Genomic DNA, 20,800 nt, shown 5'->3' with positions numbered 1-20,800 from the left:
GCCAGACGCGCGGGCCCACGAGCATGCCGCCGGCTCATCCCGGCGGCATGCAATCCTGCACCATTCAGAACGTGAGTTCCAGATTGGTCTGGAAATAGGCGCCCGGCTTCGCGCCGGCATCCCGCAATCCACGCGACAGCGCAGTATATTGCCCGTCGATGCTGAAGGTCACATGCCGCGTCGCCCGCCAGGTGAAGCTCCCCTGGGGCAGCACGCCGCTATAACCGCCCGACGGCCGATAGGCATAATTCACACCGCCGGGAAAATAGATCGTATCGTGGACCGAATTGCGCCACAGCACCGGCACCCTCAACAGCAGCGATGTATTGATCGTGGGCGCCAACGTCACCAGCGGCCCGACATCGATCACGTTCTGCAGGTTGAAGTTCTGCGCCACGTCGAGATAGTACGCACTCGGCACAAAAGGCGAGAGGAAGGTGCCCCAACTGCTGGTCGCACTCTTGCGGGTATCGCCGCCCGAAATATCGTCGGCCTGAATGCCGATCGAGGGACGCCCCCACCATTTCGCGAAACGCCACGCCACCGAGGCATTGAACGAATAGGCCGATACCGGTCGCGACGGCCCGTTCTTCGCTTCCTGGAACGTGCCGCCCTGCCACATGCCATTGACGGTGAATTCGATCGGGCCGGCATTACCCCATACGCGCACCCCCGGCGTGTCGCGATGGGTAGAGCCGGCGATGACACCCTTCGTCGCGGTGATCGGGCTGCTGGCCAGCAGATAGCCGAGATAGTACGCATCCACGAAAATCTGGCTCTTCTTACCAAAAGTCTGGAATTCCGGCACGGCGTAGGACGTATAGGCGCCAAATAGCCGGGTCTTCCAGCCCACTTGGTCGTGGAAGGCCCGATATTCGAAATTGGTCAGCGACAGATCGAACAGATCGACGCGAAGCCGCTTCCAGACGCTGTAGCCGCGCAAGCCGTTCCAGGAATACGGAATGGAGGGATAGACACTGCCCGCCGAAACATTGGGCGGCACGTCCAGGAATGACATGCGACCAATCATGGCACCCATCGTTGCCCCCAGCATGTGCCCGCGCACTTCCACGAATGCCTGTTGCGCGTCAACCCGGTTCCGCCAACGGGCATTATAACCGAATTTGTTGCCGCCGGTCGCCTGGCCGCTCATCAGCTCGCCGTAAAACCGGACATGCTCGCCCAGATGCAGGTCGGCACCGAGATTGGTGCGCAGGTTGGAAAGATAGACGTGACTCTTGCCCACCGCGCCCAGGGCAGGGTGCTGCTCCCAGAATCCATGATGGCGGAAATTCCCGCTCAGCGTCAGGTAGATCGAACCGCTATCATTCAGCGCGATGAATTTCAGCGGATCGAGAAAATCCTGACGGTTGCGCTTGTCGCGCAGGCTCGACCAGTCCTCGGCCCAACGTGCCACCGCATAATATCCCACCGTGCCGAAACCGGAGGCCGCACCGGTATTCGCATTGAACACACCCCACGGTCCCTGATGCAGTTGAATCGGCGTCAGGGGATGCAGCATCAGCGATTGCGGCTGGCCGTACAATTCCGGACGGCTGGTCAAAGGCGGCAATTGCTGGGGCGGCGAATGCCATGGTGAATCCCGGCGGGTCATGATCGGGGTCGGGCTTGTACCGGCCGTTGTCGCGGTCCCGAACGGGGTCGCGGTCGTCGGCGTGGCCTTGGCGCCGCCCACCGTCGCCTGGGCCAGTTGGACATGGGTTGCCACGATATCGGCCGCCTCCGGCGCTGCATGGGCTGGCAGGGCGAGCACTGTGCCCGCGAGGACACTCAAAAGCCCCGCATGGCCTTTTGTCAGGCGGGAAACAGCAGAAAACCCACTGGAGATATACATAGGCAGATCTTTTTCTTTATTATTTTCAGACATCACAGAACAACCAGATTCTCGATTCCGTCATGTATTGACCTGTCCCGGAAACGGGCCGGAAAGCACGCATGTACCGAGACCAACCGCACGCAGCCTCATCAGATCTATTGGAACGTGTATCGCATGCCGAAGTTTGGTCACTGCTTATGCGGATTATACGGACGTGCCGACCGGCAGCCGATCCGGCGCAACTGGACCGCGCGCCGGCGATTTTCATCATGGCGAGAAACAGGGCTCCTATTTCGCGGAACGCCCCCTCAAGCCGCCGCAACCACGGCGCGACGAAGACCGCCTTTCATAATATTACAATAAATAACAGACAAACTTCAAAAGAAACGACCAGCGAACACCGCGGCAACCTACGCACCACCCATCGCCGCAGATAACCCGGTCGGCGGAAGAGCCGTGTTGCATCCATTCGGAAGAATCGCCGTCAATGCGGCACCGGCAAAGCCCAGGGAAGCAAAGCGGGCGAAGAGAATCATGGTCCAGGTCTCCGTCGGTCACAAAGAATATCCACCCACCCTCCGCGAATAGCGTGGCCACGTGCTTTTTGTCGGATTTCAATCTAGAATAAAAATAACAATTATATGTTGTGCGCATAAATCACGGTCACATTCCGGTGTGGCAACCCACCGAATTCCCCTGTCAGTTCATAGCGCGCCCCCCGACCGCCCAAAACGGCGTCAGGGATGCCAAATAAATTCGATATCAAGTCGAAATACACAGAGCATCAGCCACGAAGCGGCGGAAAATCGCTGCCTATCCCCCCTTTCGGGCGCGCGGCGCACCTTACGGAAACTGTTTTCCTGTTACGGAGAGTTCCATGCCACACACAGCCCTGATCGTCGGCGCCACCGGAATTGTCGGCCACGCCATCGGCAATGTGATGAACATGGGCTCCACGCTAGCCGTCTATACTGGGCTCGCTGCGCCTGGACGCGGCCATCGAAGGATAAGTCCCATGCCCGTCCGCTTCCGGCACATCGCGACCGCCCTGTGCGGCGCCATCCTGTCCGTCGCCCAGGCCCACGCGGCAGACCCGACCGGCAATGGCGGCCCGGCCTATGGGCCGGAACTGCAAGGCTTCGACTATCCCTGGCCGGTCGGGCAATTCACCTTTCCCTCCCAGCGCCAGACGCTGACAATGGCCTATCTGGACGTGCCTGCCACCCACCCGAACGGACAGGTGGCCGTGCTGCTGCATGGCAAGAATTTCTGTGCCGCGACCTGGGAGGAAACGATCCGTTTCCTGACCGCCCACGGCTACCGCGTCATCGCGCCCGACCAGATCGGCTTCTGCAAATCCAGCAAGCCCCAGGCCTATCAGTTCAGTTTCCAGCAGCTCGCCCGCAACACGCACGACCTGCTCGTCCATCTCGGCACCAGCAAGGTCGTCATGATCGGCCATTCCACCGGCGGCATGCTCGCTATCCGCTACGCGCTGATGTACCCGCAGGACCTCGCCCACCTGGTACTGGTCGATCCGATCGGACTGGAAGACTGGCAGCAAAAGGGCGTCCCCTATCGCACCGTCGACGAATGGTACGCTTCCGAACGCGGCAAGACGGCCGTCCAGATCCGCGCGTATGAAAAACGGGTCTACTACGCCAATGAATGGCGCCCCGATTATGAAAAATGGGCCCAGATGCTGGCCGGCATGTATCGCGGCGAGGGCCGCGACCGCGTCGCATGGAACTCGGCACTCCTCTACGATATGATCTTTACCCAGCCGGTGGTGCACAATCTGCATGACCTTGAAGTGCCCACCCTGCTGATGATCGGCGACAAGGACATCACCGCCATCGGCAGCGACACCGCCCCACCCGCCATCCGCGCCACGCTGGGCCACTACCCTCAACTGGGCCGGACCGCCGCTGCCGCCATCCCCGGCGCAAAACTGGTGGAATTCCCCCAACTGGGCCACTCGCCGCAGATGCAGGACCCGGCTGCATTTCACGCCGCACTGCTGGAGGGGCTGGGGGAACCGGCGCCCTGATCTGACTTGCGTGAAGAAGGACTCTTCTTTTTCTGAAGAAAAAGAAGCAAAAAGACTTTTGATCTGTTCAGGGCCGTCGCCTGTTCCCAGCACAAGGCTCCTGAACGAATCAGAGTTTTTTGGTTCTTTTTTTGCAAAAAAGAACAAACCGGCGGAGCCGGCTCTGCAAACCGCTCCGGACCTGGTCACGATCCGTGCTACAAGCAGGCGATGGAAACCACTCCCCCCATTCCGCGCGCCGTTCTCGTCGGCATCCAGACCCCCGATGTCGATGACGTCGCCCATGAAGCCAGCCTCGAAGAGCTGGGCCGCCTGGTCAAAACCCTGGGCTATGAAGTCGTCGGCTCGGTGTCGCAGAAGCGCGAAGGCACGGGTGCCGCGTCGCTTCTGGGCGCCGGCAAGCTGGAAGAACTGGCGGCCCTGACCGGTGGCACCGGTGTCATCACCTCCATGGCGACACCTCCCATGACCAAGGCCCGGAAACGGTTCGATGCCACCGCCGAAGCCCCCGGGCCGGCCAAACCCGAGCCGGATGCTTCCGACAGGCCCGAATTCGTGATCGTCGACCACGAACTCTCGCCCAGCCAGATCCGCAACCTGGAGCGCGCCACGGGCGCCCAGGTATTGGACCGCACCGGCGTCATCGTCGAGATCTTCCACCGCCATGCCAACACCCGCGAGGCGAAATTACAGGTGGAGATGGCCCGCCTGAAATATGTCGCCCCGCGCCTGCGTGAATCCGCCCATGGCGGCGGCCGACAGCAGGGCCCCGGCGCCGGCGAAAGCAATCTCGCCCTCGATCGCCGCAAGATCCGCGACCGGCTGGCGGAACTGAAGGCCCAGCTTGAAGCGGTGCAGCGCGACAGCGACCAGCGCCGCTCCGCCCGCCGCGACCAGCTACGCGTCGCCCTGGTCGGCTATACCAATGCGGGCAAATCCTCCCTGATGCGCGCCCTCACCGGCAGCGAGGTGCTGGTGCAGGACAAGCTCTTCGCCACGCTCGATACCACGGTGCGCACGCTTCAGTCCGAAACCCGGCCGCGCGTACTCGTCTCCGATACGGTTGGCTTCATCAAGCAACTGCCCCATGATCTGGTGGCCTCGTTCCGCTCCACCCTGTCCGAGGCGCTGGAAGCCTCACTGCTGCTTTTCGTGGTCGATGCATCGGACCCGACCTATGAAGCGCAGTTGGACGTCAGCCGCAGCGTGCTGCGCGAGATCGGCGCGGATACCGTGCCGTCCCGCCTCGTCCTGAACAAGATGGACCGGGTAGACGCCACCCGCCGCGCTGCCCTGCTGGAAAAACATCCCGACGCGATCATGCTCTCCGCCCACGCACCGGACGATGTAAGCGCCCTGCGCGGGAGCATCATCGCCTTTTTCGAAGCAGAGATGGTCGATGACGTTCTGGTTCTGCCTTATGCCAGACAGAAACTGATCGGCGAGATCTACGAGAGCGCACGGGTCCTGTCCGAAGAACATGACGAAACCGGCCGCGTGCTGAAGGTGCGCGCCCTGCCCGGTGCCATGGCCCGGCTGCGGCGCATGCTCGCGTAAAACCGCCAACCCTGGTCCCGTTCAGGGCAATCCGATCCCGCAGCAACCAGCGGCCGGCTTCATCGTGCCCGACAGATCATCCAGGATGCAGCAATCGGGCCCCGGACCATCCGCATATTCCGCATCGCACGCCGCCATGAACTGAACGAAGCTTTCTCCAGCGCCGCCAGTGCGTTTGCGCCAGGTCGCGCGCCTCCATGCAGAAGCGCGACCGATTCTGGGCCAGCGAGACCAGAGTTCGCCGAAATTCGGGGCACCGATCGACGGCCTCCTCCGCCACTGACCGGTCCCGCAGATGTTCTCAATCCACTACAGGCAGAACATCGGCCAGACAGGCCGCCGCACAGCCCACCCGACCGCACATCAGAATGTCCGTGTCACGTGAAACACCCATTCCGGTTCCCACCCGGCCATTCGTGTGCCTAAGGCACACGCTGAGGAGCGCACCAGAATGCCGACCAAAACGGTGCATGACGCATACATCCGCACGAAGCTCCCCGCCCTGCATCGCACACTGATCGAAATTGTCGACGTGATGAACCGGCTGGAGCGGACCGAAGCCATGCTGAAGGCCACTGGCCTCACGCTGGAACGCGCGCTGTTTCCGTTGCTGGTTCTGGTCGAGCGGCCGCGACCACACGACGGTCAGCCGCCCGATCGCACGGCTGGCGGAACTGGGGCTGGTCACCCGCTACGGCAGCACGGCGGACCGCCGGTGCGTGAAGCAACGATCACCCCGCAGGGCAAGGAAGCGACCGACACCATCGACTGCGCGCGGCCATGGCCATCGCACTTTTCCAGGACCGGCGCGAGACCGATTTCGACCAGTTCATCCGCCTCATCGGAATGCTCGCCGAAGGCATGGCGAACATTCACGCCGAAAGCGCCTCAACGGGCTCAAGGGAGCCCGTAACCCCTTGACCCACGGAGAGGGGAAGCCCCCCGCCCCCTCTCTTCACACGGACATTATTTCCCCGGCACCAGCGCCTCGAACAGCCGAGCGATCGCCTCGGCACCCGGATCGGGCACGTTGTCCAGTCGCCCATCGGGAATATAGGAGGCACGCCCAGCTTCCGCCTTGCCCATCCTCGCCGTCGCATCGGCCCCGCCGCGCGCCGCGCGCACGATGTCAGCCCACGCCACGCCCTCATCCAGCGCCCGGACCGCCGGGATCAGCGCGTCGAGCATCGTGCAGTCGCCTTCCCGCGCCCCGCCATAACCCTGCATCGCCGCGATGCCGTCCAGCAGGGCAGCCTGCCAGCGCTCCTGCGTGCTGTGCCCCGCCGTCGCGAACAGGATGGACAGCAGCGCGCCGCTCGACCCACCCGCATGCCGGGCCAGCAGACGGCCCAGCGTCTGCATCAGCGCCTGGGGATCGGCCAGGGGCAAGCGGTCCAGCGCCCCGTCGATCACGCGCGCGGTCTCGGCAAAGGTGGAGCCAGCATCGCCATCGCCGATGCGCGCGTCCAGCGCGTTCAGCGCCTCCTCATTCTCAAGCAACGCCTTCGCGCCACGCTGCACCGCATCGCGCAGGGCGGGATTGTTCGAAGGCTCGGCCGCGAAAATATCCGGCAGCGCCGGCACCGGGATCACCACCGGCTCCTGCCACGGCGCCATGCCCGTCCACGCAGCAGGCCCGACATCGGCCTGCAATGCCGCCGCAATCCCGTCGGTCAGGTCCACCAGCGTGAGGGAAAACCCGTTCATGTCCAGCGCGGTCATGAACGGCGCCGGGCCGGCCACCAGCGCGACCTTCCGCGCCAGCGCGGTGCCGGCAAAGGCTTCCAGCAGCAGCGACATCTCGATCACCGGCGTGGTGCCCAGATTGTTCAGCATCAGGGCGTAGCGTGCGTCGCCATCCGGCAGGGTCTCCAGCAGGGCATCCGCCGCCAGCCCCATCAGCGCACCGGCATCGGCCAGCGCAATGCGCTGCGCCCCCGGCTCGCCATGGATGCCCAGGCCCAGTTCGCCCTCATCCGCCGCCAGACGGCTGGCATGTTCTTCGTCATACGTATCGCAATCGCTCAGCGACAGGCCGATCGAGCGCGTACGCGCCGCCACGTCGCCGGCAAAAGCCGCCACCCGGTCCAGCGACGCCCCGCTTTCGGCCATGTGGCCGGCAGCCTTGTGGACCAGTACCGTGCCCGCAATGCCCCGCGCCTGCCGATGGCCGGGCAGCGAGATGTCGTCACCGACGATCACCATCTCCACCTTCAGTCCCAGCGCACGCGCCTGCTCGGCGGCCAGCCCGAAATTCAGCCGGTCGCCGGTATAGTTCTTCACCACCAGCAGGCATCCGGCCTCGCCGGTCACGGCCAGAATGCCCGCCAGGATCGCATCCACCCCCGGCGAGGCAAACAGCGATCCACAGACCGCCGCCGTCAGCATGCCGCGCCCCACGAAGCCGGCATGGGCGGGCTCATGCCCCGACCCGCCACCGGAAATCACGGCGACCTTGCCCGCCCCCCGGTCCCAGTCCCGCCGCAGGACGACCTTGATGTCGGGATAGCCATCCAGGCGGCACAGATCCTTCCCGGCGGGCGAACGCAGCAATCCTTCCAGCGCCTCGGGCACCAGACGTTCGCGCGTATTGAAGAATCTTTTCATGCCGGAAAAGCCTTTCGCTCCGAATTCCACAATGCGCCTCCGCGCCGACCGGACGGCGGAAGGTGCGGGACCATAGGAAGCTCCCCTGTCCACGACAACGCCGCCCGCACGCGACCCGCCCCCGCTTGCATGGCGGTGGACGGCAGGGGCGCAGGAAATGCCGACGCACGCCGTGCCGGCACCGCCCCGATGCCGGACAAACGCCTCGCACCATCCCCCCGTTCCCCAGTACGGCGAGGCCAGCATGATCCGCCGCCGCCCGCACATGTCGGATCAGACGGGTTCGTCGTGATCCTCGATCACGAGCATCGACGCCGCATGCCCACGGCTGACGGCGATCGGCGGCGGGCCGGGCACATGCTTCTCCTGCTCGCGGACCAGCGTGATCAGGCCGGAACAGACGATCAGGCCAATGCCGCTCAGCGTCACCATGTCAGCCCTGTCGCCGAACACCACATGACCGATCGCCAGCGCCCAGATCATCTGGCTGTACTGGGTCGGCGCGATAGCCCCCGCCGAGGCGTGGAGCGCGGAATGCATCAGCAGCACATTCGCCAGCGCCGCCAGCAGCCCGTAACTGGCCAGCAGCGCAACCTGATGCAGGCCGGGCAGCGCGAAGGTCGGCAGGCTGACCAGTCCGCAGATGGTGATACCGCCGAGAATGCCCGCCCCGAACAGCGAGATCTGCTTTTCATGCGCCCCCGACGCCCGGAAAGTCACGACCGATATCGCCCCTGCCAGACCGGCAACCACCGCCCCCAGATGACCGATCGACAGCGGCCTCAGGCCGGGCCGCAGCACGATCAGCACGCCGATGAAACCAAGCGCGATCGCCACCCAGCGCGGCAGGCCGATCCGCTCCTTGAGGAAGACGATCGACATCAGCGTTACGAACGAAGGCTGAAGGAAGATCAAGGTGAACGCCTCGGCCATCGACAGATGGCTGAAGGCCGTCACACTACCGATAATGCCCAACGGATAGGCGATGAACCGCGCCATCCACAGCCGGCGGCTCTGGGTCGCGAACACATCGACCAGCCGGTCCTTCCCTCCAAGCAGGAACGGAAACACCACCAGGGCACATAACGACCCGAAGAATGCGCATTCATACGGTGGCAACCCGTCCCGGATCAGCTTGACGCTGGCATCACTGAACGAGAACGCAGCGAAGGCGGCAAAGGCCAGCATGATGCCGCGCAACGTATCGGCACCGCCATGGGACGGGGAGGAAGGAGCGGGATGGGTCACTCTGATGGTCTCGGAAAGGGGGCGGACGCAGGATGGATCCGACAAGAGCGATGCCCCCTGCCCGTTTCAGAGCCATTCCGCAAGATCGCCGATGGAGGTCCGGCCCATCATGGGAAACGGCATGATGTCCGCACGAAGATACCATGCCCCTTGCACGCCAGAACAGCGCAGTTATCGCAAGCATGTGACTCCCGCCGGGACATTCGTGGACAAAACATGGATCGGCGATGGAAAATCCATTTTTCTTTCAGGAGCCATTACAAACAAAAAATTGTGAAGAATATTAAGACACCGCCCCACGATCTCTTCCCCTGCCTTTCACAAAAGAAGAAAAAGGACTTTACGTCGTTCAAGTACATCATATCTCCCAGACACAAAACCCCTGAATAGATCAAAAGTTTTTTGGTTATTTTTTTCAAAAAAGAACAGAAACCCACCCTCCCAAAGCGCCTTCTGTCCCCTCCAAGGCAACGATCCTCGCCCGGCACGCAGGAGGCATGACATGGTCGACAGACATATCCTGATCGCGGGCGCCACCGGCGTCGTGGGGCTGGCAGCACTGGAGGCATTCCAGAACGCGGGCTGGACCGTCTCCACCCTCGGCCGCGCGGCACAGGGGCCGGGGGGCGGCGCCCATATCAGCGCCGACCTGCTGGACCCGATCGGTCTGGCAGGCTGGAAGGAGGCGCTCAAACCGGTCACGCATCTGTTCTACGCCGCGCTGAAGCCCGATGCCGATCCGGGCCTCGAAGCCGACCAGAACGCCGCGATGCTGGAAAACCTGGTCGCAGCCCTGCACATCGCCGGGGCGCAGTTGGAACGGCTGATCATCATCCAGGGCGGCAAGGTCTATGGCGCGCATCTGGGCGTCTACAAGACCCCGGCCCGCGAGGATGACAGCCGCCATTTCCCGCCCAACCTCTATTTCCGGCACGAGGATTTCGTCCGTTCGCTGGAGCGCGAGGGCGTGCGATGGACCGCGCTGCGCCCCGATATCGTGATCGGCCATTCGCTGGGTTCGGCGATGAATCTCGGCAACCTGATCGGCGTCTACGGCACGCTGTGCCGCGAGACGCGCACCGCCATGCAGTTTCCCGGCCCGCCGGCGGCCTATCGCGATACGCTGGTAAACGTAACAGGTGCCCAGGTGCTGGGCGAGGCTGCCCTGTGGGCCGCCACGACACAGGCCGATGGCGCGTTCAACATCACCAATGGCGACGTCTTCCGCTGGTCGCATGTCTGGCCGCACCTGGCGGAGTGGTTCGGGCTGAGGGTCGGCGAGCCCCAGCCGATCTCGCTCGACCAGCGCCTGCATGCACTGGCCCCCGTCTGGTCCGCACTGGCGGCGCGCCAGGGCCTGGCGGAAGCCGACACCCGCCGGATCAGCCCCGGCAGCTTCGGCGATTTCATTTTCCACGTGCGGACCGACGCGATCTTCGACGTCACCAAGGCCCGGCAGGCCGGCTTTCCCGGCATGACGCGCCGGTCGGACGAGGTCCTGCTGGCCCATCTGGACGGCATGCGCCAACGCCGCCTGATCCCCTGACCACCCTCCGGGCGGGGCAGGAAGATGGTTGACCACGGCCCCGCCGCGGGCATGATCATCCATGAACCACGCCGGAGACAAACACGCATGAGGACGCAGGCTGCTTTACCGGCCCTTCTGCTGGCAGGGATATCCCCCGCCATCGCGCAGGCGCCCGCGTCCACCCTGTCGGGCATCCGCTTTCTCGTCGGCACATGGAACGCGGGCCAGGGCACCCTCGCCGATACCGGCGGCACCACGACCGGCCAGTCCACGATCACGGCCGAAGCGGGCAGCGCTGTGCTGCTTCGGCGCGACCATACCGACCTGTTCGACCGGGCGGGCAAACCCTCCGGCGGGCTCGACCAGATCATGATGATCTATCCCGAAGGCAGCACGCTCCATGCCGACTATTCCGACGGGCGGCATGTCATCCATTACGACCGGGCCGCGATCGAACCGGGGCACGCCGTCACCTTCACCAGCTCCGCCGCCCCTGGCCAGCCGATCTTCCGGCCCATCGCGGACGGAACATTGAGCCGAACCCATTGACCCTGCCCCGACGGCCCCGGGCGAACACGCTCCGGACGCGGACGCGTCCTTCCCCATTCCCGGAGCACATGACCAGGCGAAATGACTGATTTTTTAAAAAAACCCTATATCCCAATCGCATTTCTATTGTGCCTTGTCGGTATCCACGCAGCCTTCACCACCCGGACAAGCCGGAAGCTGCCCAGCGACGCCTATATCTGGCAACGCCAATGGACGCCCGCTGTCACTTCCGCCGTCACCACCGGTCGGGATATGATCCACACTTGGCGCATCCTCGCGGCGGAACTGGACGGGCATGGCGTGTGGGTGGACACAACCCCCGACAGCACCGTGCTGGCCCAGGGCCACATACCGGTCATCGCCGTGGTCCGTATCGAGGGCCAACTGGCCGACTGGGATGAAGAGCAGTTGGCCGCCCGCATCCTGGCGCTGAAAGCCGCCTGGCAGCAGCGCGGCATCGCGGTCGCGGGCATCGAAATCGACCATGATTGCGCGACCGTCCGCCTGCCGGCCTATGCGCGGTTCCTGGCGCTGCTGCGCGGCCGTCTGGGGCCGGGCACCATCCCCCTGTCCGTCACCATCCTGCCGGCCTGGCTGGCCTCCCCCGCGCTGGAGGACGTACTGGCCCGGGTCGATGACGCCGTGTTGCAGATCCACGCCGTCCAGAACCCGCAATTCGGCCTCTTCAACCCGGCCAGGGCCCATGACTGGGTCCGGGCCTTCGCACTGCGCCGCCACGGCCCATGGCATGTGGCCCTGCCCGCCTACGGCACGCGCGTCACCTGGGGAGCCGACGGGCGGATCGCGGCTGTCGAGAGCGAGCAGGATCGTTTCATGGGCGCCGATAGCGGACATGAACTGGTCGCACCCCCCGCCGACATCGCCGCCTTCATGAAGCGGATCGAACATGTCCCGCCGCACGGACTGGCCGGCTGGGTCTGGTTCCGCCTGCCGACGGAAGATGACAGGCGGGCGTGGAGCCTGCCGACATGGCGCGCGGTGGTCACCCGCCAGCCGCTGCATGCCGCGCTGTCGGTCCGCCTGCGCCGCCCCTCGGCCTCTGCCCCCTACGATATCGTCCTGGCCAATGGCGGCAACGCGGATGCCGAAGCCCCGCCCTCCATCCGGATCGACAGTGCCTGCCCGTCAGGGGCCGATGGTCTGAACGGCTACAGCCTGGATTATGATGCAAGCGGCATGTGGCTGCGGCGCGAACAGCCCGGGCTGCTGCGGGCGGGACAACAATCCGTCATCGGATGGGTGCGGTGCGACCGGGGAACAGTCAGAGCCTATGCAGGAACCGATGAAAAACAGGACTGATCCACCCGCACCGATGACACCATGCCGGCGCGCCGCGCAACGCTACGGGCTGGCCTTCACGCTGTCGAGCGTGGCCGGCATTTCAATCGCCCTCGCCTGCGGCATGGATTTTCCGACCCAGTTGCTGGACGACCGCGCAGCTACGCTCAAGACCACCCCGGCAACATCCTTCGCCTACGCAGTCGGCCACCTCGTCATACCGGACGATTCGCTCCGGGTCGCCAGGCCCGCGCCCCGAACCACCCAGCCGGCGGACCCGGACAGCACCCCGCCCGAACCAGGGATGGACGCCCTCTCCCCCCTGCAGCAGAACCGCGTTGCGATGATGCGCGACGCGATCGACGGCGATTCCGCCTATGAACACGCGGACGGCCTGCCCGCGGCGATCCGCCTCTATACAGCCGGCACGGTCGATTACGCCCTCGCCCGCAAGCTCGGCGGCGATTATGCCGAACATGCACGCAAACGCTTCCAGGCCGTGCTGGACCTCCCGGACGGCGAGAGACAGGAACGGGCGGTCTGGGCCGCCTACATGCTCGGCCGCCTGCAGATGGACAGGCTGCTCGCCACCGGTAGCGGAGATGCGCGCGAGGCCGCGGCCCACGCCTTCGCCCAGGCCCGCGCCCTCGCACGGCAGAACGCTCCCGACCCGCTCTCCCTCGCCGTCGCCAGCTATGGCGAACAGGCGAGATCCTATCTGATGGATGGCAGGACGGCCTGCGGCTGGAAAGCCTTCCTGACCGGCGCCCCCTGCGCCGACAGCATCGACCCTGCGAACCTCAAACACGCCATCGCACTCTATGCCGAACAGGCAGCACGCGGGTCCGCCAGCGGCGCCACGTCGCTGCTGCTCATCGCCGCGTGGGCAATGGCCGACCCACGGCGCACCGAGCACCTGATCGACGATCCACTCAGCCAGAACCTGCTGGTGGCCTATGCGCTGGCCCGCACCGGCGACATCATCAACGACGATCCGCGAACGGCGTCCGACTATGCCGCACCAGACCGGGGCGGCCTGGGCTATCACGACGCCGCACGCGGCATTGCCGGCAATGGTTGCCCCTATTGCACCGAAATCCGGACCATCCGCCCCAACCCGGCCATCGTTACCCTGGTCGATGCCATTCACGCGCGCGGGGTCGAACATATCGCCCACGCCGACCGGCTGGCCGCCCTGGCCTATCGCAGCGGCCGCTACGATCTGGCGAAGACGCTCGCCACCATGCAGCCCGGCGCGCTATCGCGCTGGGTACTGGCAAAACTGGCCATCCAGCACGGCGACCTAGCTGCCGCGGCCCGATATTATGCCGAAGCGGCCAAGGCATTTCCCACCGTCGCGGACGGCCTGGCACCGGAGGAAATCAGCCGCCTCCGCGCCGAACAGGGCGTCCTCACCCTCTCCCGGGGACAGTATGTCGCAGCGTTCGACTGCCTCTATGCCGCCGCGGTCAACGCAGGCAGCCAAAGCGGCGTGGCCTTCGACGCCGCCTATCTCGCCGAACGGGTACTGACGGTCGACGAATTGCGGCATTATGTCGATGCCCATATCCCCGCGGCGCAAGGGCAGGCCCCGCCATCGGCAGCCCCGCCCGAATTCGACGCCATCCGGATGATCCTGGCCCGGCGACTGGTGCGCGCCGGGCGCATCACCGAATCCCTCCGATATTTCCCTGAAGATGACGATCCGCATGATGTCAGGGACGGCAAACCCGTCCCGTTCCGCACCTGGGCCAAAGCCTATGGCGACGCCCTGCGGGATGCACGGCATCGCTGGACCGCAGTGGGCCGCGCGCAGGCGTGGTTTACCGCCGCCAGCATCGCCCGCGCCCATGGCATGGAGATCATGGGCACCGAGCAGGACCCGGATTATGCCGTGTTCAATGGCGGTTTCACCACAGGCGCGGGCCGCACCATCACGGTTCTGTCACCCACCGACAACCAGCCGACCATCCCCCTGACCAGACAGGCTCGCACCGCCGCCGCCCTGTCCGGCCCGCTGGTCACCGAGGGCGAGCGCACCCGCTTCGCCGCCAGCGAGGCCGCCCCCTACCGGCGTTTTCATTATCGCGCCATCGCGGTGGACCAGGCGGAAAATGCGGCCGATCTGCTCCCCGCCCGCTCGCAGGCCTTCGCCGCGGTACTATGCCACGCCGCAGGCTGGGGCACGGGGGCAGACGCGGAACTGTACCACCGCTATGTCCGCCAGGGCGCGTCCGTCCCCTTCGCGAAAAATTTCGGCCAGCACTGCCCGGCACCCGATTTCCAGTCCGCCGCCACCGATCCCTATACAAGCCCCTTCCGCCCCCTGCACCGATGGCTGCACCGGTACCTGACGGCGCCGCTCGCAAGCATGATGGCGCGGCTGTAACGCCGATTGCCGGCCGCTACCGACGCGACCATGCGAGGAAACCATACCCCCTCGCGCGGTCTCACCGGTGCCCTCAAGCCGAACGCATCAATTCGTACGTGCCAGAGTACGAGTCTTTGTACCCATTATCCACATGGTTGTACACAGGAACAGGAGAGGCCCTCCCCCAGCCCCCAATGGCCGTTTTGAAACTTTCCCTTTGGCTTACCGCCGGAACGCCCGCAGAATACACGGCGCAACGGTCTCTCCCGCATTGCGTGAAGACCTAATTTATCAACATATCCGTAAAGAGACTTGCCGAATGCGCCTCCTCCTCGCCCTCATCCTCCCCTGGCTTCAGTTCTTCACCATCGGAAGGCCGATTGCCGGCATCGTCTGCCTGTTTCTCCAGATTACGATCATCGGCTGGATTCCCGCCGCCATCTGGTCGGTCTATGCCCTCAGCCAATACAAGACCGACCAGAAAATCAAAAAGGCGATGCGCGGCTAACCCTGCCCCATCCCGACTTTCCCTGAATAACGGCCGAAGAGACTGATTCCGCAGATCTGCCGGTCTGGCGCTTTTGCCCAGATGTATCGTCCCTTGCGATCGCCGGGCAGATGCCCATTTCCTGTCGATCTATCGGCCGCAGGAGGGCGAAATGGGAAACATCAAGGGAAAATCAGAGGGAGTTCTCACAAAGACCACGAAAGGCAAAAAGCCTCCCCTGACGACAAAGACCGGCGCCTACGGCGATATCGCCCAGGGCCGGGACCCCAGGGAACCGCCCACCCCTGGGCAGCCCCCACGCCATACCCCAGGCTCGGTCAAGTGAACGGGATGCCCAGGCGTGCGAGCAGACCGGGCTGTCGTGGAAGCCGACACAGCACCACCTCAAGCACAGCGTGGCATCATGGATGGCTATGGCCAAGGTTCCGATTGACCAGGCGGGAGACTGGCTTGCCACCGACCCGAAGACATTGCGTCGGGTCTACCGGAAATTCGACCCGGATTATCTGCGGGAGGTGACCAGCGCCCTGTCGCTGTAGGTGTTCAGATGAACATCTATGATATTTGTGGATAAGCCTAAATTGCCAATAAAATCAATGGCGTCCCATAGGGACACCCAACTCCTGCTTCTGGCTGTGTCCCGCCGTTCAAAAAATGCTATTAATCAGAGGGCCATGGCAGACGCTCCATTTCTGGGAGTGTCTGGATGGCTCCCCAAAGCGCACGCGCTAAGATGGGCACCATGGTGGGTAAAAAAGGTTTGGAGTCCTCTGTAGCATGGGCCGTCGTCCTCCGAATCAAATGACCGCGCGCCGGGTCGAGACGCTGAAAGATGGTGTGTGGGGAGACGGTGGCAACCTGTGGATAACAGTCCGGGGCAGAAGCCGGCTCTGGTCATTCCGCTACCTTAGCCCGACGACCGGCAAGCGTCGCGAGATGGGGCTGGGGCCTTATCCGGATGTCTCGCTGGCAGAAGCCCGCGACGCCGCCGCCGATGCTCGGCGCACATTGCGACAATCGGTCGATCCCCTGGAGCGCCGAGAAGCAGCTCAGGCGGAGGCCCGACGAGAGACCGGCCTAACGTTCGGGACCGTCGCGGAGCGCTATATCAAGGAACAGACTCCAGGCTGGCGAGACCCACGCCTGCCCGGCATTTGGACGAGTTCCCTGGAACGTCTGGCGCATCCTCATATCGGGGACAAGACCGTCGGCGCGATCGAGACGGAAGATGTCCTGGCAGTCTTGCGGCCGATCTGGGCGAGCAAGACGGAAACGGCTGACCGGGTGAGAGGGCGTATCGAGCGGATTCTGGACTATGCCAAGACCCATGGATGGCGAGAGGGCGAGAACCCGGCACGGTGGAGAGGTCATCTGTCGAACATCCTGCCGAAGCCGTCGTCGGTCACGACGGTGGAACACCGAGCAGCAGTGGACCGGAAGGACATCGGCAAGGTGATGGTCGCATTGTCCAGTTCGCAGGGCATCGCAGCCAAGGCAGTTCGTTTTGCATGCCTGACTGCAGCCCGCTCTGGCGAGGTCCGCGGCGCGGTTTGGTCGGAAGTCGATCTCAAGGGCAAAGTATGGGTGGTACCGGCCGAGCGGATGAAGATGGCCCGTGAGCATCGGGTCCCGCTGCCGGAAGGGGCTCTGGCCATTCTCCAGGACGTCTTGCTACTGCGGGATCAGGAAGCCGGCGACCTGGTATTCCCCGGTCAGAAACGCGGCAAGCCGCTATCTGATGTGGCGCTGTCCAAGGCCCTGCACCTTGCGGCCGAGACGAAGGCGGTCACCGTCCATGGCCTGCGCTCCACCTTCCGCGACTGGGCGGCCGAAGAAACGGACTATCCGCGCGAGGTGGCCGAGATGGCTCTGGCGCATGCGATCGGGGACAAGGTCGAGGCCGCCTATCGGCGTGGGGATCTATTCGAGAAGCGCCGGCAGATGATGGACGAATGGGAGTGCTGGGTGTCGGAACCCAGCAGGACGGCGGGCGATTGACCCTCTGACTTTCTGACACGGGGACGCTGACGCCACTGCCAGCAGGGCCTTTTGAAACAGCCTCAGGCAGTTCTCGAGTGACATAGACTGGTCAGGATCTCGGCGGTACGGATCGCCATTTCGTGCCTATGGCTCCGTTCTGGAGGGGCGGCCTCATCGGCGCGGGCCGACGGTGCAAATCATAGAATTTCTTAATGATTACGATAATACGCCAAAGATTCCGGTGTACAGGGGAAAGCCTCCGCCATCGCTTCGCCCACGAACTCTTCTGCATCACGATTAACTTGGTCTGGATGCTCATTCCCGTAGGTAATTACATATTGCATTGCGTCAAAAACAGATGAAGTTTTTGATGGGCAAGCTGGGAATCCCACTGTAAACGATATTCCAAGTAGTTTTTTTGCAAAATCCTGAGTGTTTGTTTTGTAAATAGATATTAATCTGGCTATTCCAGTTTGGTATTTTAGAGATGCCCTGACAGAACCTATGCATATTCCTTCGTCCAGAGCCGATGACAGTGTCGTATTGTTTTTGTAATTATCAAAAAAAGACTTGCATCCAGAAATAATATCTTTTGCCGTATAGGATGCGGGCTGAGCTAAGCTATGTCTCGTTAATAAGAATGTAGAAAAAAATAAGAATAGAATTCTATTTTTTTGAAAAATCATCATCTATCTCCAGTCCTATCTGGACCAGCCGTCTGATGGCCTCTGCCCGCGTAATGCCGTTCTTCTCCACCCAAGCGTCAATAGCCTGCCGCTGTGAGGCTGGGAATCGAACGCCCCACATAGGGTCAAGCCCCGTCGCCGGTCGGCCTCTCTTTTTACGATTATCGGTTATTGACGTAGACATAATTGCCGATTATCAAAAAATCGGGCCGGAAGGAAGCGCCAACTTCCAACCAGCCCTGACCACAACCGCTCGCAGCAGGAGCAGGCAATGGCTGATCGTGCCTATAGCACGCACCCACGATCGTGGGCATGGACACTCGTACGCGCCACCGGGACATCGGTTGCAATGGCGTTCCTCTTTTTCGTCGCCCTGGCGGGTTTCGCCCGGCCTGAGGTCTTGAGCCGTCCCGTTTCGGACGCCCAGCTGGTCCTGGCGGAGGGCGGCCGATGAGCCAGAAGCGCATGGACCGCATCGCGGCGGCCGGCTTCAAGGCCCAGAACATCGCGACCCTACTGATCTGGGCAGGAAATGCGGCCGCTCAAACGTGCTTCGAGCCGACTGTGGAGCGCATGGGCCTCTATGGCCACGCGATCCAGTGGGCTGGAGAAGAACTCTCGCGACTGTCGGAGGAAATCACCACCGGCATCGAGGAACTGGAGGGGCGGTCATGAGCAGAGCCAGGACGCCCGACCACGATCGCCTCGCCAACGCCGCCAAGAGCGCCTTGGGTGACGTTGAGCTTGCCGTGTCCGGCCTGACCCTGTTGCTAGGGCAGATGGTCGACACCGAGGGGGAGGTCGGCAGCGACACGGTGAGCGACTGGGCCCACGCGCTCCAGTGGCTGCGGGATTCGATTAGGAGTGCCATCGCCAGCCCCCTGGATGAGATCGCCCGGCAGAAGGGAGCCACGGCATGAGCCCCCGTCCAGCAACCAGCCGGAAGATCCCGGTTGCCCCACCGCCGGTAGATGGCGTCGATGCCCTCGACCGGCAGACTTTCCACACCCGCGACCTGCGCGACATCGCTCTGGCGATCGGGCGGGACATGAACCTGGTGCAGGATGCGCCCGAGGACACAGTGTCGGAATGGCACGGCGCGCTGCTTTGGCTGGCGGCCTATGCCGAGCGGATCGCGGAGGTCGCGGAGAGAGACGCGGAATCCCTGCGCAAAGGCGGTGCGGCATGAGCAGCCTTCGCAGCATGGCCATATCGGCGATTAACCTCTGTCGCCAGGAATGGCGGGCATGGGCGCCCCTCACCCAGATGCGCAGCGACCTCTGGCCAGCCGAACAGGAAGCACAGGCGCGCTGTCTCTCGTCGCGTCTGATGCGGGCTATCTCTGCCGTGAAGATGGAACGCCCCCGGTCCGTGGGAGATCTCGCCGCCAAGGCACGGCTTGCTCTCGCTGACATGCAAGACACCGTCGATCCAGATGACTGGGGCCTGGTCCTCGCACGCGATATCCTCTCAATCGCTGAGAAGGCGCCATGAGCATCCAATCTGCCGTGCAGGCTGCGCTGACCTATAACCGCCGCATCGCGCGCGCCATTCCCTCGGACCGCCTTCAAACGCCGGCGGAGGAAGGCGTGATGGAAACGACGATCAGACGGTGGGGGCATGCATGGGACGCTGCCTGGTCGGGCCCAGCCCGTTCCCAGCGAGACCTGATCGCCCGCGCCACGCTGGCTGTGTCTGACCCTGGCTCGATGGATGCAGCCAACCGGGAGCGGCTGGCCCGCGACGTGCTGGCCGTCCTGGGCGGCGGGAGGATCGGACGATGATCGCCTCCATCTCGCGGCAGGCGGCGCTGTTCGTCCTGCTGCCCGTATCCTGCTGGGCGATGCGCTCGGCCGGCGCGCTCAGTCAGTTCTCGTTGCGCCTGGCCCGGCGAGAGGGTGCGCTATGAATGAGGGAATGCGCGCCTTCATCCTCGACCAGGTGCATGACCGAAGGATCACGGAGCAAGAGAGGGATATCCTCGACGCCGTGCGCGACAAGGTCAGCCTGGCACAGGATGCTCGATGCATCGCGGCGCTGATGGTGATGCTGAACTGTGGAGACTTGCAGCCCGAGGACAGCGAGCCGGAAGCTATCAAGTGGCTCGCGAAGCGCCAGCTTGAGCGGCTGGAGATCCTCGAAGCCATGCTGCTCCGCGACGAGAGGACGGCCTGATGGGACGGCCCCGCAAAGTCTGGCCCGAGGCGCGGGTCAAAGAACTGGTCCGGCTGCGCGAAGCCGGGCGCACCTGGAAGGAAATCGGCGCGAAGCTCGGCCTGCCGCACATCACCTGCTCTCGTTACTGGCAGGAGGTGCTGGGGCGGCCAGCCTATCGCGTTCAACTGGAAGATCGGAGGCCGGTGACATGAGGCGGAAAGCCGCGCCCTTGGCGACGCCTGATCGCATTGCTGCAATCACCCAGCAGACGCGCGACCTTTCCGTGCTGTCGGTGCTGATGATCGGCGCCATCCGGGCGGCACTGCTGGATGACCCGCTCAGGCCCAGCGATTATGCGATGGCCATGGAGTGGGTCGGGAGCGAGATAGATCGGCGCGTTGCGGCGATTGAGGAGATGCTGTC

24 protein-coding genes are annotated in these 20,800 nt (G+C 63.8%); 19 read left to right on the top strand and 5 right to left on the bottom strand.

What is annotated here, in order from left to right:
• Nucleotides 1–64: 64 nt before the first annotated feature.
• A complete protein-coding gene (locus HLH36_RS17015; RefSeq protein WP_408871910.1) occupies nt 65–1,855 on the bottom strand; it encodes an alginate export family protein in 1,791 nt (596 codons plus the stop codon).
• A 392-nt stretch (nt 1,856–2,247) separates the two neighbouring features.
• On the bottom strand, nt 2,248–2,373 hold the full coding sequence (locus HLH36_RS20140) for a hypothetical protein (protein WP_275943833.1): 126 nt from the start codon (nt 2,371–2,373) through the stop codon (nt 2,248–2,250).
• A gap of 479 nt (nt 2,374–2,852) precedes the next feature.
• On the opposite strand from HLH36_RS20140, the gene HLH36_RS17010 reads away from it, so the two are divergent.
• From HLH36_RS17010 to HLH36_RS17000, 3 genes are all read left to right on the top strand, one after another.
• Nucleotides 2,853–3,887, top strand: a complete 1,035-nt coding sequence (locus HLH36_RS17010) for an alpha/beta fold hydrolase (protein WP_182987499.1) — start codon at nt 2,853–2,855, stop codon at nt 3,885–3,887.
• A gap of 210 nt (nt 3,888–4,097) precedes the next feature.
• Nucleotides 4,098–5,444, top strand: coding sequence for a GTPase HflX (gene hflX / locus HLH36_RS17005; RefSeq protein WP_182987498.1), 1,347 nt, complete (start codon nt 4,098–4,100; stop codon nt 5,442–5,444).
• Nucleotides 5,445–5,895: 451 nt separating this feature from the next.
• A complete protein-coding gene (locus HLH36_RS17000) occupies nt 5,896–6,357 on the top strand; it encodes a hypothetical protein (protein WP_220792899.1) in 462 nt (153 codons plus the stop codon).
• Nucleotides 6,358–6,410: 53 nt separating this feature from the next.
• Here HLH36_RS17000 and HLH36_RS16995 read toward each other — a convergent pair whose 3' ends face one another.
• Both HLH36_RS16995 and HLH36_RS16990 read right to left on the bottom strand, forming a co-directional pair.
• Nucleotides 6,411–8,051, bottom strand: a complete 1,641-nt coding sequence (locus HLH36_RS16995; RefSeq protein WP_182987497.1) for a dihydroxyacetone kinase subunit DhaK — start codon at nt 8,049–8,051, stop codon at nt 6,411–6,413.
• Between the two features lie 273 nt (nt 8,052–8,324).
• Nucleotides 8,325–9,299, bottom strand: a complete 975-nt coding sequence (locus tag HLH36_RS16990) for a DMT family transporter (protein WP_338030484.1) — start codon at nt 9,297–9,299, stop codon at nt 8,325–8,327.
• 502 nt (nt 9,300–9,801) lie between these two features.
• Between HLH36_RS16990 and HLH36_RS16985 the strand changes: the two genes are divergently transcribed.
• From HLH36_RS16985 to HLH36_RS16960, 7 genes are all read left to right on the top strand, one after another.
• The gene (locus HLH36_RS16985; protein ID WP_182987496.1) at nt 9,802–10,845 is read left to right on the top strand and encodes an SDR family oxidoreductase; all 1,044 of its coding nucleotides are present in this window, start codon (nt 9,802–9,804) and stop codon (nt 10,843–10,845) included.
• Between the two features lie 87 nt (nt 10,846–10,932).
• Nucleotides 10,933–11,376 carry a hypothetical protein gene (locus HLH36_RS16980; RefSeq protein WP_182987495.1) on the top strand — a complete coding sequence of 148 codons (444 nt, stop codon included), beginning with the start codon at nt 10,933–10,935 and terminating at the stop codon, nt 11,374–11,376.
• Between the two features lie 252 nt (nt 11,377–11,628).
• Nucleotides 11,629–12,696 (top strand): DUF3142 domain-containing protein, encoded by a 1,068-nt coding sequence (locus HLH36_RS16975; protein ID WP_220792898.1) that lies wholly within the window; start codon nt 11,629–11,631, stop codon nt 12,694–12,696.
• Between the two features lie 13 nt (nt 12,697–12,709).
• A complete protein-coding gene (locus HLH36_RS16970) occupies nt 12,710–15,064 on the top strand; it encodes a hypothetical protein (RefSeq protein WP_182987493.1) in 2,355 nt (784 codons plus the stop codon).
• Nucleotides 15,065–15,365: 301 nt separating this feature from the next.
• Nucleotides 15,366–15,554: a YqaE/Pmp3 family membrane protein gene (locus HLH36_RS16965; protein ID WP_182967560.1), complete on the top strand. Its 189-nt coding sequence runs from the start codon at nt 15,366–15,368 to the stop codon at nt 15,552–15,554.
• Between the two features lie 413 nt (nt 15,555–15,967).
• The gene (locus tag HLH36_RS20135; protein ID WP_275943831.1) at nt 15,968–16,093 is read left to right on the top strand and encodes a hypothetical protein; all 126 of its coding nucleotides are present in this window, start codon (nt 15,968–15,970) and stop codon (nt 16,091–16,093) included.
• Between the two features lie 238 nt (nt 16,094–16,331).
• Nucleotides 16,332–17,552 carry a tyrosine-type recombinase/integrase gene (locus tag HLH36_RS16960; protein WP_182987492.1) on the top strand — a complete coding sequence of 407 codons (1,221 nt, stop codon included), beginning with the start codon at nt 16,332–16,334 and terminating at the stop codon, nt 17,550–17,552.
• A 191-nt stretch (nt 17,553–17,743) separates the two neighbouring features.
• On the opposite strand, the gene HLH36_RS16955 is transcribed toward HLH36_RS16960, so the two are convergent.
• The gene (locus tag HLH36_RS16955) at nt 17,744–18,223 is read right to left on the bottom strand and encodes a Rap1a/Tai family immunity protein (protein WP_182987491.1); all 480 of its coding nucleotides are present in this window, start codon (nt 18,221–18,223) and stop codon (nt 17,744–17,746) included.
• Nucleotides 18,224–18,670: 447 nt separating this feature from the next.
• Between HLH36_RS16955 and HLH36_RS16950 the strand changes: the two genes are divergently transcribed.
• From HLH36_RS16950 to HLH36_RS16915, 9 genes are all read left to right on the top strand, one after another.
• Nucleotides 18,671–18,895 carry a hypothetical protein gene (locus tag HLH36_RS16950; RefSeq protein ID WP_182987490.1) on the top strand — a complete coding sequence of 75 codons (225 nt, stop codon included), beginning with the start codon at nt 18,671–18,673 and terminating at the stop codon, nt 18,893–18,895.
• Nucleotides 18,892–19,140 carry a hypothetical protein gene (locus HLH36_RS16945; RefSeq protein WP_182987489.1) on the top strand — a complete coding sequence of 83 codons (249 nt, stop codon included), beginning with the start codon at nt 18,892–18,894 and terminating at the stop codon, nt 19,138–19,140. The genes HLH36_RS16950 and HLH36_RS16945 overlap by 4 nt, the downstream gene beginning before the upstream one ends.
• Entirely contained in the window at nt 19,137–19,409 is a 273-nt protein-coding gene (locus HLH36_RS16940; RefSeq protein ID WP_182987488.1) for a hypothetical protein, read from the top strand. The genes HLH36_RS16945 and HLH36_RS16940 overlap by 4 nt, the downstream gene beginning before the upstream one ends.
• On the top strand, nt 19,406–19,714 hold the full coding sequence (locus tag HLH36_RS16935) for a hypothetical protein (RefSeq protein ID WP_182987487.1): 309 nt from the start codon (nt 19,406–19,408) through the stop codon (nt 19,712–19,714). Before HLH36_RS16940 ends, HLH36_RS16935 begins: the two co-directional genes overlap by 4 nt.
• A complete protein-coding gene (locus tag HLH36_RS16930) occupies nt 19,711–20,004 on the top strand; it encodes a hypothetical protein (RefSeq protein WP_182987486.1) in 294 nt (97 codons plus the stop codon). The genes HLH36_RS16935 and HLH36_RS16930 overlap by 4 nt, the downstream gene beginning before the upstream one ends.
• The gene (locus HLH36_RS20130) at nt 20,001–20,129 is read left to right on the top strand and encodes a hypothetical protein (RefSeq protein ID WP_275943830.1); all 129 of its coding nucleotides are present in this window, start codon (nt 20,001–20,003) and stop codon (nt 20,127–20,129) included. Before HLH36_RS16930 ends, HLH36_RS20130 begins: the two co-directional genes overlap by 4 nt.
• Nucleotides 20,130–20,137: 8 nt before the next feature.
• Entirely contained in the window at nt 20,138–20,395 is a 258-nt protein-coding gene (locus HLH36_RS16925) for a hypothetical protein (RefSeq protein ID WP_182987485.1), read from the top strand.
• Nucleotides 20,395–20,589: a hypothetical protein gene (locus tag HLH36_RS16920; RefSeq protein ID WP_182987484.1), complete on the top strand. Its 195-nt coding sequence runs from the start codon at nt 20,395–20,397 to the stop codon at nt 20,587–20,589. The genes HLH36_RS16925 and HLH36_RS16920 overlap by 1 nt, the downstream gene beginning before the upstream one ends.
• A gap of 17 nt (nt 20,590–20,606) precedes the next feature.
• On the top strand, nt 20,607–20,800 hold a 194-nt coding region (locus tag HLH36_RS16915; RefSeq protein WP_182987483.1), incomplete at its 3' end, for a hypothetical protein.

This window comes from Gluconacetobacter aggeris, from assembly GCF_014174395.1.
Classification (GTDB): domain Bacteria; phylum Pseudomonadota; class Alphaproteobacteria; order Acetobacterales; family Acetobacteraceae; genus Gluconacetobacter; species Gluconacetobacter aggeris.
This window is presented reverse-complemented; position numbering and strand designations above follow the sequence as displayed.

What these genes read in the sequence shown, in the direction of transcription:
- hflX (WP_182987498.1), top strand. Translation starts at nt 4,098, where the DNA reads ATGGAAACCACTCCCCCCATTCCGCGCGCCGTTCTCGTCGGCATCCAG.
- HLH36_RS16965 (WP_182967560.1), top strand. Translation starts at nt 15,366, where the DNA reads ATGCGCCTCCTCCTCGCCCTCATCCTCCCCTGGCTTCAGTTCTTCACC.
- HLH36_RS16975 (WP_220792898.1), top strand. Translation starts at nt 11,629, where the DNA reads ATGATCCACACTTGGCGCATCCTCGCGGCGGAACTGGACGGGCATGGC.
- HLH36_RS16995 (WP_182987497.1), bottom strand. Translation starts at nt 8,051, where the DNA reads ATGAAAAGATTCTTCAATACGCGCGAACGTCTGGTGCCCGAGGCGCTG.
- HLH36_RS17015 (WP_408871910.1), bottom strand. Translation starts at nt 1,855, where the DNA reads ATGTATATCTCCAGTGGGTTTTCTGCTGTTTCCCGCCTGACAAAAGGC.
- HLH36_RS16980 (WP_182987495.1), top strand. Translation starts at nt 10,933, where the DNA reads ATGAGGACGCAGGCTGCTTTACCGGCCCTTCTGCTGGCAGGGATATCC.
- HLH36_RS20135 (WP_275943831.1), top strand. Translation starts at nt 15,968, where the DNA reads ATGGCCAAGGTTCCGATTGACCAGGCGGGAGACTGGCTTGCCACCGAC.
- HLH36_RS20140 (WP_275943833.1), bottom strand. Translation starts at nt 2,373, where the DNA reads ATGATTCTCTTCGCCCGCTTTGCTTCCCTGGGCTTTGCCGGTGCCGCA.
- HLH36_RS16930 (WP_182987486.1), top strand. Translation starts at nt 19,711, where the DNA reads ATGAGCATCCAATCTGCCGTGCAGGCTGCGCTGACCTATAACCGCCGC.
- HLH36_RS16955 (WP_182987491.1), bottom strand. Translation starts at nt 18,223, where the DNA reads ATGATGATTTTTCAAAAAAATAGAATTCTATTCTTATTTTTTTCTACA.
- HLH36_RS20130 (WP_275943830.1), top strand. Translation starts at nt 20,001, where the DNA reads ATGATCGCCTCCATCTCGCGGCAGGCGGCGCTGTTCGTCCTGCTGCCC.
- HLH36_RS16950 (WP_182987490.1), top strand. Translation starts at nt 18,671, where the DNA reads ATGAGCCAGAAGCGCATGGACCGCATCGCGGCGGCCGGCTTCAAGGCC.
- HLH36_RS16935 (WP_182987487.1), top strand. Translation starts at nt 19,406, where the DNA reads ATGAGCAGCCTTCGCAGCATGGCCATATCGGCGATTAACCTCTGTCGC.
- HLH36_RS16960 (WP_182987492.1), top strand. Translation starts at nt 16,332, where the DNA reads ATGGGCCGTCGTCCTCCGAATCAAATGACCGCGCGCCGGGTCGAGACG.
- HLH36_RS17010 (WP_182987499.1), top strand. Translation starts at nt 2,853, where the DNA reads ATGCCCGTCCGCTTCCGGCACATCGCGACCGCCCTGTGCGGCGCCATC.
- HLH36_RS16940 (WP_182987488.1), top strand. Translation starts at nt 19,137, where the DNA reads ATGAGCCCCCGTCCAGCAACCAGCCGGAAGATCCCGGTTGCCCCACCG.
- HLH36_RS16925 (WP_182987485.1), top strand. Translation starts at nt 20,138, where the DNA reads ATGCGCGCCTTCATCCTCGACCAGGTGCATGACCGAAGGATCACGGAG.
- HLH36_RS17000 (WP_220792899.1), top strand. Translation starts at nt 5,896, where the DNA reads ATGCCGACCAAAACGGTGCATGACGCATACATCCGCACGAAGCTCCCC.
- HLH36_RS16920 (WP_182987484.1), top strand. Translation starts at nt 20,395, where the DNA reads ATGGGACGGCCCCGCAAAGTCTGGCCCGAGGCGCGGGTCAAAGAACTG.
- HLH36_RS16970 (WP_182987493.1), top strand. Translation starts at nt 12,710, where the DNA reads ATGACACCATGCCGGCGCGCCGCGCAACGCTACGGGCTGGCCTTCACG.
- HLH36_RS16945 (WP_182987489.1), top strand. Translation starts at nt 18,892, where the DNA reads ATGAGCAGAGCCAGGACGCCCGACCACGATCGCCTCGCCAACGCCGCC.
- HLH36_RS16985 (WP_182987496.1), top strand. Translation starts at nt 9,802, where the DNA reads ATGGTCGACAGACATATCCTGATCGCGGGCGCCACCGGCGTCGTGGGG.